The following is a 13,355-nucleotide window of genomic DNA, read 5'->3' on the forward strand; positions in this document are numbered from 1 at the left end:
GACCGATCGAACGACCAGGAGAGACACCATGAAGAAGCGTTACGACTACGTCATCGTCGGCGGTGGATCCGCCGGTTCCGCCCTCGCCAACCGCCTCTCGGCGGACGCCGGCACGAGCGTCCTCGTCCTCGAGGCGGGGCGCGCCGACTTCAAGTTCGACCCGCTCATCCACATGCCCGCCGCGCTCATGTTCCCCTCGGGCAACCCGCTGTACGACTACAAGTACGAGACCGACCCGGAGCCCTACATGGGCGGCCGCCGCGTCGCGCACACGCGCGGCAAGGTGCTCGGTGGTTCGAGCTCGATCAACGGCATGATCTTCCAGCGCGGCAACCCCGGCGACTACGAGAAGTGGGCATCGTTCGAGGGCATGCAGGACTGGGACTACAAGCACTGCCTGCCTTACTTCAAGCGCATGGAGACGACGCTCGCCGGCGCTGACGCCTGGCGCGGCGGCTCCGGCCCCCTCGTGCTCGAGCGCGGCCCCGCGTCGTCGCCGCTGTTCCAGGCCTTCTTCGAGGCGACGCAGCAGGCCGGCTACGCGCTGACGGACGACGTCAACGGCTACCGCCAGGAGGGCTTCGCGCCCTTCGACCACAACACGTTCAACGGCTCGCGCATGAGCGCGTCGCGCTCGTACCTGTGGCCGATCAAGAACCGCAAGAACCTCGACATCGCGACGCTGTCGTTCGTCACGAAGCTGCGCTGGGACGGCAACCGCGTCACGGGTGTCGACTTCGTGCGCGGCGGCCGTCGTCACCACAGCGTCGACGCCGGCGAGGTCATCCTGTGCGGTGGAGCGTTCAACACCCCGCAGCTGCTGCAGCTTTCGGGCGTCGGCAACCCCGAGTACCTGCGCGAGGCCGGCGTCACGCCGCGCGTCGAGCTGCCCGGAGTCGGTGAGAACCTCCAGGACCACCTCGAGGTGTACCTGCAGCACGAGTCGAAGCAGCCCGTCTCCATCCAGCCGTGGCTGAAGAAGTGGAAGGCACCGTACATCGGTGCGCAGTGGCTGTTCCTCAACTCCGGTGTCGGCGCCTCCAACCACTTCGAGGCCGGCGGCTTCCTCCGCACGAACGAGGACGTCCAGTACCCCAACCTGATGTTCCACTTCCTGCCCGTCGCCGTCCGCTACGACGGCACCGGCGGTGACCACGAGCACGGCTACCAGGTGCACATCGGCCCGATGAACTCTGACGTGCGCGGTCACGTGCGCATCAAGAACGCCGACCCGAAGCAGCACCCGAGCATCCTGTTCAACTACCTGTCGACGGAGAACGACCGTCGCGAGTGGGTCGAGGTCGTGCGCACCGCGCGTCACATCCTGTCACAGCCCGCGTTCGCCTCGTTCGACGGCGGCGAGATCAGCCCCGGGCCCGACTGCGCCACCGACCAGGAGATCATCGACTGGATCGCGAAGGACGCGGAGACGGCCCTGCACCCGAGCTGCTCGGTCAAGATGGGCACCGACGAGATGTCGTGCGTCGACCCGAACTCGATGAAGGTGCACGGCACCGAAGGCCTGCGCGTCGCAGACGCCTCGGTCTTCCCGAGCATCACGAACGGCAACATCTACGCGCCCGTCATGATGGTCGCCGAGCGCGCCGCCGACCTCATCGCCGGCAACACGATGCTCGAGCCGCAGGACCCGCCGGTCTACCGCGCGAAGGCCGGGATGCCGCTGTGGCCCCAGGGTGACCCCCGCAACGACGCCTGGGACGCCAAGGACGAGATCCCGAGCGCCGCGAAGGTGATGGCGGAGCAGCCGTGAGCAGCCCCGCCACCGTCACCGTCGAGGACGAACAGGTCGTCGACCCCAAGGTCAAGCCTGTCGTCCTCGGCGGCACGGCCGTCTTCATCGTCCTCGTCGCCGGATGGTGCCTCGTCGCGCCCAAGACCGCCGAGAAGCAGCTCGGTGATCTGACGGCGTGGATGGGCGACTGGTTCGGCTGGTTCTACATCCTCCTCGCGACGGCGACGCTCGTCTTCGTCGCGTACATCGCGCTGCGTCACTCGAAGGTGCGCATGGGCGCCGACTCGGACCGGCCCGAGTACTCGACGTTCTCGTGGGCGTGCATGCTGTTCGCCGCCGGCATCGGCACCGACCTCATGTTCTTCGCGGTGGCCGAACCGGCGACGCAGTACCTCAACCCGCCGGCCGGCAAGGGCGGCACCGTCGAATCGGCACGTGAGGCGACGGTCTGGACGCTCTTCCACTACGGCATCACCGGGTGGGGCATGTACACGCTGATGGGCCTCGCCCTCGGCTACTTCGCCCACCGCAAGGGGCTGCCGCTCGCCGTCCGTTCAGCGCTGTACCCGCTGTTCGGCAAGCGCATCAAGGGTGGCATCGGCAACGCAGTCGACATCGCCACCGTCCTCGGCACGATCTTCGGTGTCGCGACGAGCCTGGGTATCGGTGTCGTCATGCTCAACGTCGGCCTCGCCGTGCTGTTCGGCGCGCCGCAGGGCCTGCCGGTGCAGATCGGCCTCGTCGTCCTCGCCGTCGTCATGGCGACGATCTCGGCGACGTCCGGCGTCGACAAGGGCATCCGCATCCTCAGCCAGCTCAACGTCATCCTGGCGCTGCTGCTCGCGGGTTGGGTGCTCGTGTTCGGCGACACGTCGTTCCTGCTGCGCGCCGCCGTCATGAACGTTGGCGACTTCGTCTCGATGTTCCCCGGCATGACGATGGACACGATGGCCTACGACTACCCCGCCGACTGGATGAACGGCTGGACGCTGTTCTTCTGGGCCTGGTGGATCGCCTGGGCGAGCTTCGTCGGCATGTTCCTCGCGCGCATCTCGAAGGGGCGCACGATCGGGCAGTTCGTCACCGGCACGCTGACGATCCCGTTCCTCTACATCGTCATGTGGGTGACGATGTTCGGCAACAGCGCGATCGAGCGCATCCGGGGCGGGGACGCGGCGTTCGGCGAATCGGCCGTCAACGCACCGGAGACGGGGTTCTTCGACCTGCTCCAGCAGTACCCGGCCGCGACGTTCATCATCGGGCTCGCGACGTTCGTCGGCCTGCTGTTCTATGTGACCTCGGCCGACTCCGGCGCGCTCGTCATGGCGAACCTTTCGTCGACGCTGCCCGACCCGGAGACGGACGCGAAGCCGTGGGTTCGCATCCTGTGGGCCGCCGCGACCGGTCTGCTGACGGTGGCGATGCTCGTCGTCGGCGGCATCAAGGCGCTGCAGTCGGCGACCGTCGTCATGGGGTTGCCGTTCGCGGTCGTCATGGTGCTCGTCGTGATCGGGTTGCATCGCGCGCTCGAGGGCGAGCGGCGTCAGAGCGACGCGCTGCGCGCTTCGCTGCGCTCGTCGATCGTGTCGGCGCCACCCGCGCCGACGCAGGGTTCGTGGCGCAACCGGCTGGCACGCCAGTTCGGCACCGTCTCGCTGCGCACGCTCGAGACGCGCATGACGAGTGTCGTCGAACCGGCCCTCGAGGAGGTCGCGGCCGAACTGCGCAACAGCGGCGTCGACGCCGTCGTCGAGACGAACGCGGATCCGAGCCGTCACGTCGCGCGGACGGTGACGCTCACCGTCCACGCGCAGGGGCCCGGTTTCGACGACTTCCACTACCTCACGCACATCCGACGGGTGAAGGTCGCCTCGTACGGATCGCGCATGGTGGAGGCCGACGACACCTCGTGCCAGCTCGAGGTCGTCGTGCCCGGCGGCGGCACGTACGAGATCGACACGTACACGAAGGAACAGATCGCGCACGACGTGCTCGATCACTACCAGTGGTGGGTCGGCTCCGTCGACGCCGTCGCGACGGAGGCCGCCCGCTGACGCAGCCTCCCCCGCGTCGTTGACGTGCTGACGTGACGGGACGCGGGAGGCCGCGGTGAGGCCGCATGACGAAGGCCCGGTTCGAGTGAGAACTCGAACCGGGCCTTCGTCATGACCGGGCGACGATTGCCTCGCCCCGCGCGGCCACGCGAGAGCGTCAGCGCAGACGCGAGACGAACTTGTCCATCGTCGTCATCGGGCCGGTGAAGAACGGGATCTCGTGACGCACGTGACGGCGCGCCTCGGTGTAGCGCATCTCGCGCATGAGGTCGAGGATGCGGTGCAGGTCGTCGGCCTCGAACGCGAGGATCCACTCGTAGTCGCCGAGACCGAACGAGGCGATCGTGTTGGCGCGCACGTCGGGGTACTCGCGCGCGGCCATGCCGTGGTCGTGGAGCATCTTCTTGCGCTCCTCGTCGGGCAGCAGGTACCAGTCGTAGCTGCGCACGAACGGGTAGACGCAGATGTACTCGCGGGCACGCTCGTCGGCCATGAACGCGGGGATGTGGCCGCGGTTGAACTCGGCGACACGGTGCATCGCCATGTTCGACCAGAACGGCGTGAGGTGACGCCCGAGCTGCGTCGCGAGGAATCCGCGGTAGGCGCTCTGCAGTTCGTCGACGGATTCGCTGTGCATCCACAGCATGAGGTCGGCCTCGGCGCGCAGGCCGGCGAGGTCATAAGCGCCGCGGACGGTGACGCCCGTGTCGGCGAGCGAGTCCAGGAAAGCCTGCGCCTCGGTGGCGATGGCGTCGCGGTCGCCGTCGATCTCCTTGGAGACGGAGAAGACCGACCACATCGCGTACACCAGCGAACCGTTGATGCGATCGACCATGACGTGCTTCGGTTCGGCCTTGCTCGCGGTGTCTGCGGGGGTGTTCGTCTCGGACGTCATCGTCCGCCTCCTTGTCGTGGCACTTCTTCGGATTCTGGTGGAGAGTCTAGGCGCGGGGCGCGCTCGAGGTGACGGCGCGATCGGCGGCCGCGCGGGCCGTCGCGACGCACGCGGGGATGCCGACACCGTGCATCGCGGCCCCTGCGACAGCGAGTCCGGGCAGGTCGGCGAGCGCGTCCTCAGCCCGTTCGATGCGCGCCAGGTGGCCCAGGGCGTACTGGGGCAGCCCGTCCCGCCAGCGCTGCACGTGCTGATCGCGCGGCGTCGGCAGCGGGTGGCCGAGGGCGTGCTCGAGGTCGGCCAAGCCCGCTGCGGCGAGGGCGTCATCGCCCTCGCCGAGGATCGCGTCGTCGCGGTGACGCCCGAGCGAGACCCGCACGTACGTGACGTCGGGGGCAGCCTCGGCGAGCCACGGCCACTTGATCGACGAGAACGTCGACGCCTTGATCGTGCGGCCGTCGACGGGCGGGACGAGGAAGCCCGTACCCTGCGGAAGCTGCTGTGCGACAGCCGAATCGAACGCGTAGGTGACGATGGCCATCGAGGCGTACTCGATCTCGGCGAGCGCGTCGGCCGCCTCGGGCGCGAGGTCGGCGAGCAATCGGGCTGTGACGGGCGCCGGCGTCGCGAGGACGACGGCGTCGAACGTATGCGGCTCGGGCAGGCCCTCGACGTCGACCTCGACGTGCCAGCCGGCGCGGTGCGCGAGGGCGCGACGCAGGTCTATGACGGTGGCCCCGGTGCGGATCGCCACTCCCCTGGCGTCGAGGGCTTCGCGAAGTTTCTCGGGCAACGACCCCATGCCCCCGGCGGGTGCGCCGAACACCTGACGGGCGTCGTTCGACGAAACGGCCGACGACGCCGCCGCAGCAGCCTGCGTCAGCAGGGTGCCGGCGCGCAGCGCGGCGTAAAGGGCGGGGACGCAGGCGCGCGTCGACAGCTCGCGCGCGTGACCGGCGTACACGCCACCGAGCAGCGGTTCGACCATGCGGTCGACGACGGCCGAGCCAAGTGCCTGCTCGACGGCGTCACCGACGCTGATGTCGGCGTCAGCATCGTCGAGGGTGAGGCTGACGGCCCGTTCGTCGGCGGCGCGCGCGACCTCGGCGTCGTCGAGGAGACCGGCGGCGGCGTGTGGGTCGGACGGGATGCCCATGAGCGTGCCCGCGGGCAGCGCCTCGAGCGAGCCTCGCGACCACAGCATCGCTGGAAAGCGTTGCGGGTGAACGGAATCGACGCCGAGCTCGGCGAGCAGCGCGACGACTTCGGGCCGACGCCAGAGCGCCGACTCGGCGCCGACGTCGACGGCGTGCCCGGCGATCACCTCTTGGCGCAGCTTGCCCCCGACGCGTTCGTTCGCGTCGAACACCGTCACCTGCGTGTCCGGGTGCGTCGTGCTGACGTGCCACGCTGCGACGAGCCCCGAGATGCCACCACCGATGATGCCGACCTTCATGTGATCCAGCATTTCACCTCGCACCCCCAGCCACGTCGTCGAGGGGCGCCTGCGGCCCAGATGGTGACGAAGGTCCTACGTGCGTACCCGCCGTCATCATTGCGCCGCCTCTGCGCCCCTGGACACGACGCGCACGAGACTCGACTCGCCCCTAGGGTGACGCCATGCGCACGCCCCACCCGACCGCCGACGTTCCAGAGCAGGGCATGCCCACACCGCCACCTGCCGATGCGGCCTCGACCGGCGGCGTGCGGCGCCGTCACCGAACCTTGTCGAACCTGACGCCCGCCGAGCAACTGCGCGCCGGGCGTCTCGGGCTGCGTCTGCCCCAGTTGTTCGTCGGCCTGACGCTGTACGGCGCCGCGATGGGTCTGTTCGTGCGCAGCCATGTCGGCCTCGACCCGTGGGACGTGTTCCACATGGGCGTCAGCGAACACACGGGGCTCGACATGGGCACCGTCACGATCATCACGTCGTTCGCCGTGCTGCTGTTGTGGGTGCCGCTGCGCCAATGGCCGGGGCTCGGGACGATCGCGAACTCTGTCTGGATCGGGCTCGCCCTCAACGCGACGCTGGCCGTCACGCCCGACGTGCACGGCGTCGCCTGGCAGGTGGCGGTCTTCTCGCTCGGGCTGGTCCTCAACGGCATCGGCGGTGCGATGTACATCGGCAGCCAGCTCGGCCCCGGCCCGCGCGACGGGTTGATGACAGGCCTGCACCACCGCACCGGTGCGAGCCTGCGCCTCATCCGCACCGGCATCGAGGTGAGCGTCCTCGTCATCGGGTGGCTGCTCGGCGGCGTCGTCGGGCTCGGCACCGTGGCCTACGCCCTGCTCATCGGCCCGCTCGTGCAGTTCTTCCTGCCGTGGTTCATCGTCGACCTGCACCGTGGAGCTGCTACGCCCCATGAAGACGTCGGCCCCGAAGCGCACTGATCCACTGCCGCCGCCCTCCACCTTCACCGCGCTGCCCGCCTCCCGAGCGCAGCTGAGTCACTTCGTGCGACCCGCGTCAGTCAGGACTGACTCACGTGGCACGAAGTGACTCAACCGCAAGAACGAGCGCCGAACCTCAGGCACTCAGCCAGCGACGCACCCGTGGTGGTAGGTCGTCGCGACGGCGCGTCAGCGCGAACTGGTGCGACGCGACGACGACGGCCGCAACGAGCAGACTCGCGCCGGCGAGCGTCGTGTCCCACATGACGGTGAGCGCGGACGCCACCCCGAGCGTCATGACGAGGTGGATGCGGCGGGTGCGCATCGCGAGCAGCACACCGCACGGCAGCACGGTGAACGCGTACCAGGAGTGCACGACGGGCGCGAGCAGGACGACTGCGGCGAACACTCCCGCGTTCGTCACCATCGCCGACGGCAGTTTGCCCGTCGGCCGGCGCAGCGCCGCCCAGATGACAAGGATGACGGCGAGACCCATGCCGGCGCCGCGGATGAGCGACATCGCGAGGTCGCCGGCCTCGTCGCTGATGAAGCCGAAGAAGTAGCGGGGCAGGTAACCGAGAGCCGTGGGGATCGAGGCGGGCGTGACGACGACGCCCGGCACGCTGAGCGCGCGGATCCAGCCGACGCCGAGGCCATACGGGATGCCGCACAGCGCCGTCACGAGAGCCCCCAGCAGCCCCGCCTGTGCGAGGCGGGCGAAGCGTCGACGCAGGTCGACGCCCACCGGCAATGACAACAACACGACGGGGACGACGGCCACGATGGCGGTGAACTTGACCCCTGCGGCGATACCGACGAAGACGGTGGCCCACACCCAGCGCCCCGCCGCTGCCCACACGAGCGCGGCCGTGACGAGGCCCATGAGGAGCACGTCGTTGTGCTCGCCACCGAAACCGTGGGCGAGCATGAGCGGGGAGGCCAGCGTCAGGGCGCTCGCGAGCGCGGGGCTGACGTCGAGGCGACGCGCGAGACGCGGCATGGCCCAGGCGGTGAGGACGAGCCCGATGATGATCGGGACGCGCTGCAGCCACACGAGAACCGTCGGTTCCTTCACGACCTCGGTGCACAGGGCGCCCCACGTCAGGGGCAGCGGACCGTATGGCGTCGGGGTGTAGCGCCAGATCGGGTCGACCATCGAGGTGAGCAGTTCGGGCATCTCCCCCGGGGAGACGACGTACGGGTCGCGGCCCGACTGCGTCAGTGCCCCCTGCGCGAGGTAGCTCCAGCCGTCGTGGGAGAACATCGGCGGCGCGATGAGCCACGGCAGGGCCCACAGTGCCGTCAGGCGCCGGACGACGGCCGTCGCCGCGCGTTGCGCGACGCCGTCGCGGGGCGTGTGCCGGGTGGCGCGCACAAGGTCGACCCAGGCCCACGCGAGCAACAGCATGCCGGCAGCGACGATGATCCAGCCCGCGACGCGCCCCAGCTGCTGCTGGTAGAGCCAGTGCAGCGGCGCGAGCACGTCGCGCACCGGGCCCGGCGGCAGGTCGTTCGTCATGAACCCGCCGAGCATGGCGAGCGCGGAGCCGACGACGCCGCGCGCCGTCAGCCCCTTGCTCGTCGTGAGCGCCTGGGCGGGGCGCTCAGCGCGCGGAAACGCTGTGGACACGCTCTACGACCCGGGTGACGACGTCGGGGTCGGTGCTCGGCAGGACGCCGTGACCGAGGTTGAAGATGTGGCCCTTCGCGCGCCGCCCGGCTGCGACGATCTCGTCGACACGCGCCGCGAGCGGCTCCCACGGCGCGAACAGCAGCGCCGGGTCGAGGTTGCCCTGCAGCGCGTACTGGTTGCCGGTGCGCTCGCGGGCCGCGTCGAGGCTGACGCGGAAGTCGACGCCCACGACGTCGGCGCCCGCCTCACCCATCGCACCGAGCAGCTCGCCGGTGCCGACGCCGAAGTGGATCTTCGGCACGTCGATGCCGGGAAGATCGTCGACGGCGGCGAGGGCCGTGCGGGAATGGGGCTGGACGAAGCGCAGATAGTCGTCGAGCGGCAGGTTGCCGACCCACGAGTCGAACAGCTGGATGGCGCTCGCGCCCGCTGCTGCCTGAACGCGCAGGAAGGCGCCCGAGATCTGCGCGAGGCGCGCGCACAGGTCCTTCCACAGCTGCGGATCGCCGTACATGAGCGCCTTGGTGTTCTCGTGGTTCTTCGACGGCCCACCCTCGATGAGGTACGACGCGAGCGTGAACGGCGCGCCGGCGAACCCGATGAGCGGCGTGCCACCGAGCTCGGCGGTGATGAGCTGCACCGACTCGGTGATGTCGGTGACCATGTCGGGCGTCAGCTCGGGCAGACGCGCGAGGTCGGCGCGCGTGCGGAACGGTTGGGCGACGACGGGGCCGACGCCCGCGACGATGTCGAGGTCGACACCGGCCGCAGCCAGCGGCACGACGATGTCGGAGAAGAAGATGGCCGCATCCACGTCGTGGCGGCGCACGGGCTGCAGCGTGATCTCGGTGACGAGGTCGGGGCGGCGGCACGACTCGAGCATCCCGACGCCTTCACGCACCTTGCGGTACTCGGGCAGCGAACGCCCCGCCTGCCGCATGAACCACACCGGCGTGTACGGCACCTCCTCGCCGCGGGCAGCCTTGATGAGGACGGAGTTGCGCGGGTCTGCGTTCACTTCGGTCACGTCGTGGATTCTCTCACGCGCCCCTTGCCGCGACGCGGTCATCCGCGCGTCGAGGGTGTGACGTCTCGTCCGACATGGAGTTGGGCCCTGTCGAAGTCGCTCCCAGTCCGTCCCGCTCCTGCGGCGCGTCAGCCGCCCGCCCACGCTGGCCCCATGACGACCGACACGACGACGACGCCGCACGCCGACGACGCCCGACGTCCCACTGACGAACTGCGCACCCCGCGCCTGACGCTGCGTCGATGGACGAATGACGACGTCGACGCCGCTCACACCGGCCGCGGCTACGTGACGGAGGCTGCGCGCGCCATCCTCGACGAAGCGCTCGCCGGCGGCCTGCGCCGCGGCGTCGCCGTCACCGATCTCGACAACCACGCCTCGCAGCGGGTGGCCCGCAGGATCGGCATGCACCACGTCGGCCGCGCACGCGTCGACGACGACCAGGAACTGGAGTTCTTCGTCAGCTGACGACGGACGCGCGCAGCCCCGAGACGCGCTCGGCGCCGAGCCGACGTCCCGTCACAGCGTCACGAGGACCACGCCGACGACCGTCAGCGCTACCCCGACGAGTTGCACCATTCGCAGCCGCTCGGCGAGCACGACGCGGGCGAGAAGGAGCGTCGCGACGGGGTACAGCGAGCCGAGCACGGCGACGATCGACACCTGCCCCTGCGCGGACGCCGCCGCGAACAGCAGGTTCGCCGTCAGGTCGCCCATGCCCAGCAGCGGCAGCACGAGCACGTCGCGGCGCGTCAGCGGTTCACGGGCGAGCCCCTTCGAGCGCAGGGCGAACAGCGTCGGCAGCAGCAGCGTCAGCGACCCGCAACGCATCGCCAGCATGGCTCCCGACAGGTCGTGCCGCGCACCACCGTCCATGCAGTACAGCGACACCCCGAACCCGAGCGCGGAGATGCACGCGAGGACGACGGGGCGTCGTCCGACGTCGCCGCTCAGTTCCGGTCCGCTCGCGAGCACCGCACCGGCGAGCGCCACGAGCAACCCGATGCCGATCGAGGGCGTCCACGCGTCCCCGCGCACGAGGCCGAGGACGACGGGGACGATCGCGCCCAGCGCCGTGATCGGCGAGACGACACCCATCGTCCCGCTCGACAGCGCCGCATACAGACACATCAGCCCGACGGCGCCGCTCAGCCCCGCGCCGACGCCCCACGTCGCCCACGACGTCCAGTCGGACGAGCCGTGCGTGCCGGCGAGGGAGACGACGCCGAAGAAGATCAGTGCCGCGACGAGTCCCCCGAGCTGCGACAGGGCCACCACCTTGACGGGGTGGAAGCGTTTCGCCCACAGCCCGCCCACGAAGTCGGCCGTGCCCCACACGGCGGAGGAGAGCAGCGCCACGAACGTCACCATTCGCGCCACTCTAAGGCCATACGCCCGGCGAGACCCCAGCGCACCGCCCGGACCCATCTGCAATTTTCGTCCACAATCACTCCTGGTAACCGTGGACGAAAATCGCAGATGGGGACAGGAATCGCCGATGGGTCCGGGCGGGGCCCTTGACGACCCGCGCGGCGTGGCTCCCAGGTTTCGCGTGATAACGCCCCTAGGGTTACCGCCATGGGCATGCACACGTTGAGGCACGATGACGCGACGTATTTCGCCGACGTCGTCGAAACGGTCAAGGCCGCCGCCGTGCGCCCGCAGGTGCACCTCACCGAGGTGCCCGCGCCGCGTCGCATCGCCCCGCACGCCGTCGCGTTCTCGGCGGAGGTCGTCGACCCCAAGAACGCTGACGACGTCCTCGGCACCGGCCGTTTCGTCCTGCTGCACGACCCCGCCTCCCCCGAGGCGTGGCACGGTACCTGGCGCATCGTGACGTTCGCGCGCGCCGAACTCGAATCCGAGATGGCGACCGACCCTGCGCTCGGCGCCGTCGGTTGGGACTGGCTCCTCGAATCGCTCAAGGACGCAGACGCGACCTACTCCGCGGAGGCCGGCACTGTCACCCGTGTCGTCAACGAGAGCTTCGGCGGTCTCGGCGAGCGCCCCTCCGGCGTCGAACTCGAGGTCCGTGCGTCATGGACGCCCGACGAGTCGAACATCGCCGCGCACCTGCTCGGCTGGTCGAACCTCATGTGCACCGTCGCCGGTCTGCCCCCCGTTCCGGAAGGTGTGACGGCGCTTCCCGGGCGCTTCTGATCCATGAACGACTCCCCCACCTCACGACCCGCGGCGCACCGCGACGAAGCCCCGCCAGCGCGGCGAGCGAGCGACGAGCCGGTGTCGGCCCGCTCTTCCTCGAGTGAATCCCCGGAACCGCAGGAAACGCCCGCGTACCCCCTCCTCGAAGCACCGGCGGACGGCGTCCCGGACGTCATCACGACCGCTGCTCAACTCAAGGAATGCTGCGCCGCCATTCGTGCTGGCCACGGCCCGGTCGCCATCGACGCCGAGCGCGCCTCGGGTTTCCGCTACGGCAACGACGCCTATCTCGTGCAGTTGCGCCGCGAGGGCTCGGGTACGTGGCTCATCGACCCCGTCCCGCTCAACGATCTGAGCAGCCTCAACACCGCGATCGGCAGTGCGGAGTGGGTGCTGCACGCCGCGACGCAGGATCTGCCGTGCCTCAAGGCCCTCGGTCTGCGCCCGCGCAAGCTGTTCGACACCGAACTCGGCTCACGTCTCGCGGGTCTGCCGCGCGTCGGCCTCGCCGCCGTCACCGAGCACTTCGTCGGTGTGACGCTCGCGAAGGAGCACTCGGCGGTCGACTGGTCGACGCGCCCCCTGCCGCACGATTGGCTCGTCTATGCGGCGCTCGACGTGGAGCGGCTCGTCCAGGTGCGTGACGCGCTCGCCGCTGACCTCGAGGCGCAGGGCAAGGCCGAGTGGGCGCGTCAGGAGTTCGAGGCACTGCTCGACTTCGAGGGCCCGACGCCGAAGAAAGAGCCGTGGCGACGCACGTCCGGCCTGCACGCCCTGCGTGACCTGCGTCAGCTCGCCCGCGTGCGCGCCCTGTGGCAGACGCGCGAGGACATCGCGCAACGCCGCGACACGACGCCCGGGCGCGTTTTGCCCGACGCCCTCATCATCGACCTCGCACGACGCAACCCGCACGACACCTCCGGCCTCGTCGGCCCGCCCGCCATCCGCCCGCGCGTCGGTGACGGTTCCGCGCGACGCCGCCGTCCGCGTCCTGCGCACCGGGGTCTCGCGCGCTACGGCGAGCGTTGGCTCGCGGCGCTGAAGGCCGCCGACGCCTTGCCGAACCGCGAGCTGCCGACGGCGACGCAGCGAACCTCGGCTCCCCCGCCGATCCGCGCGTGGCATGACAAGAACCCGGCAGCGGCCGGGCGTCTTGACGACGTCCGTTACGGCTTGCAGCGCTTCAGCGAGGAGCGTCGCGTACCCGTCGAGAATCTCGTGACGCCCGATCTGCTGCGCCGCGTCATCTGGTCACCGCCCGCCGACACGAGCGAGGACGGCTGGCACGCGGCGCTGAGCGCCGGCGGAGCTCGCCCGTGGCAGTGCGACATCGTCGCTCCGCTGCTCGCCGAGGCGGCTCTCGACCACCCGTCGCGCTGACGCCCTGCACGCCCGGCCCACGGGTCCCCGCCGTGCCTGCACGCCCACCGAACGCCCGC

General features: G+C 70.1%; 11 protein-coding genes. 6 read left to right on the top strand and 5 right to left on the bottom strand.

Annotated elements, in window-relative coordinates:
- Positions 1-28 precede the first annotated feature (28 nt).
- Both betA and betT read left to right on the top strand, forming a co-directional pair.
- Complete coding sequence (gene betA / locus DYE07_RS02780) at positions 29-1,771, top strand: choline dehydrogenase (RefSeq protein ID WP_038567914.1); 1,743 nt, start codon at positions 29-31, stop codon at positions 1,769-1,771.
- Positions 1,768-3,807, top strand: coding sequence for a choline BCCT transporter BetT (gene betT / locus DYE07_RS02785; RefSeq protein WP_115296286.1), 2,040 nt, complete (start codon positions 1,768-1,770; stop codon positions 3,805-3,807). Before betA ends, betT begins: the two co-directional genes overlap by 4 nt.
- Positions 3,808-3,964: 157 nt before the next feature.
- Here the strand turns inward: betT and hemQ are convergent, their stop codons facing one another.
- Positions 3,965-4,702, bottom strand: a complete 738-nt coding sequence (hemQ, locus tag DYE07_RS02790) for a hydrogen peroxide-dependent heme synthase (RefSeq protein WP_074039210.1) — start codon at positions 4,700-4,702, stop codon at positions 3,965-3,967.
- A gap of 46 nt (positions 4,703-4,748) precedes the next feature.
- Positions 4,749-6,158: a protoporphyrinogen oxidase gene (hemG, locus tag DYE07_RS02795; protein ID WP_237723720.1), complete on the bottom strand. Its 1,410-nt coding sequence runs from the start codon at positions 6,156-6,158 to the stop codon at positions 4,749-4,751.
- A 206-nt stretch (positions 6,159-6,364) separates the two neighbouring features.
- Between hemG and yczE the strand changes: the two genes are divergently transcribed.
- The gene (gene yczE, locus DYE07_RS02800; protein WP_115297062.1) at positions 6,365-7,093 is read left to right on the top strand and encodes a membrane protein YczE; all 729 of its coding nucleotides are present in this window, start codon (positions 6,365-6,367) and stop codon (positions 7,091-7,093) included.
- A 136-nt stretch (positions 7,094-7,229) separates the two neighbouring features.
- On the opposite strand, the gene mptB is transcribed toward yczE, so the two are convergent.
- Together mptB and hemE are read right to left on the bottom strand one after the other, a co-directional pair.
- Positions 7,230-8,723, bottom strand: coding sequence for a polyprenol phosphomannose-dependent alpha 1,6 mannosyltransferase MptB (mptB, locus tag DYE07_RS02805; protein ID WP_115296288.1), 1,494 nt, complete (start codon positions 8,721-8,723; stop codon positions 7,230-7,232).
- Positions 8,698-9,795 (bottom strand): uroporphyrinogen decarboxylase, encoded by a 1,098-nt coding sequence (gene hemE / locus DYE07_RS02810; RefSeq protein ID WP_115296289.1) that lies wholly within the window; start codon positions 9,793-9,795, stop codon positions 8,698-8,700. Before hemE ends, mptB begins: the two co-directional genes overlap by 26 nt.
- Before the next feature lie 111 nt (positions 9,796-9,906).
- On the opposite strand from hemE, the gene DYE07_RS02815 reads away from it, so the two are divergent.
- Entirely contained in the window at positions 9,907-10,221 is a 315-nt protein-coding gene (locus DYE07_RS02815; protein WP_074039207.1) for a GNAT family N-acetyltransferase, read from the top strand.
- A gap of 51 nt (positions 10,222-10,272) precedes the next feature.
- On the opposite strand, the gene DYE07_RS02820 is transcribed toward DYE07_RS02815, so the two are convergent.
- On the bottom strand, positions 10,273-11,124 hold the full coding sequence (locus tag DYE07_RS02820) for a DMT family transporter (RefSeq protein WP_165584899.1): 852 nt from the start codon (positions 11,122-11,124) through the stop codon (positions 10,273-10,275).
- Positions 11,125-11,331: 207 nt separating this feature from the next.
- Between DYE07_RS02820 and DYE07_RS02825 the strand changes: the two genes are divergently transcribed.
- Both DYE07_RS02825 and DYE07_RS02830 read left to right on the top strand, forming a co-directional pair.
- Entirely contained in the window at positions 11,332-11,913 is a 582-nt protein-coding gene (locus DYE07_RS02825) for a DUF3000 domain-containing protein (protein ID WP_115296291.1), read from the top strand.
- Positions 11,914-11,916: 3 nt separating this feature from the next.
- Positions 11,917-13,296: an HRDC domain-containing protein gene (locus tag DYE07_RS02830; protein WP_115296292.1), complete on the top strand. Its 1,380-nt coding sequence runs from the start codon at positions 11,917-11,919 to the stop codon at positions 13,294-13,296.
- Positions 13,297-13,355 lie beyond the last annotated feature (59 nt).

The sequence above is a fragment of the Dermacoccus nishinomiyaensis genome (genome assembly GCF_900447535.1).
GTDB classification, from domain to species: Bacteria; Actinomycetota; Actinomycetes; order Actinomycetales; family Dermatophilaceae; genus Dermacoccus; species Dermacoccus nishinomiyaensis.

Bases quoted from the DNA above. Each gene is read 5' to 3' on its own strand.
- betA (WP_038567914.1), top strand. From the start codon at position 29: ATGAAGAAGCGTTACGACTACGTCATCGTCGGCGGTGGATCCGCCGGT.
- hemQ (WP_074039210.1), bottom strand. From the start codon at position 4,702: ATGACGTCCGAGACGAACACCCCCGCAGACACCGCGAGCAAGGCCGAA.
- hemG (WP_237723720.1), bottom strand. From the start codon at position 6,158: ATGAAGGTCGGCATCATCGGTGGTGGCATCTCGGGGCTCGTCGCAGCG.
- yczE (WP_115297062.1), top strand. From the start codon at position 6,365: ATGCCCACACCGCCACCTGCCGATGCGGCCTCGACCGGCGGCGTGCGG.
- hemE (WP_115296289.1), bottom strand. From the start codon at position 9,795: ATGACCGCGTCGCGGCAAGGGGCGCGTGAGAGAATCCACGACGTGACC.
- DYE07_RS02815 (WP_074039207.1), top strand. From the start codon at position 9,907: ATGACGACCGACACGACGACGACGCCGCACGCCGACGACGCCCGACGT.
- DYE07_RS02820 (WP_165584899.1), bottom strand. From the start codon at position 11,124: ATGGTGACGTTCGTGGCGCTGCTCTCCTCCGCCGTGTGGGGCACGGCC.
- DYE07_RS02825 (WP_115296291.1), top strand. From the start codon at position 11,332: ATGGGCATGCACACGTTGAGGCACGATGACGCGACGTATTTCGCCGAC.
- DYE07_RS02830 (WP_115296292.1), top strand. From the start codon at position 11,917: ATGAACGACTCCCCCACCTCACGACCCGCGGCGCACCGCGACGAAGCC.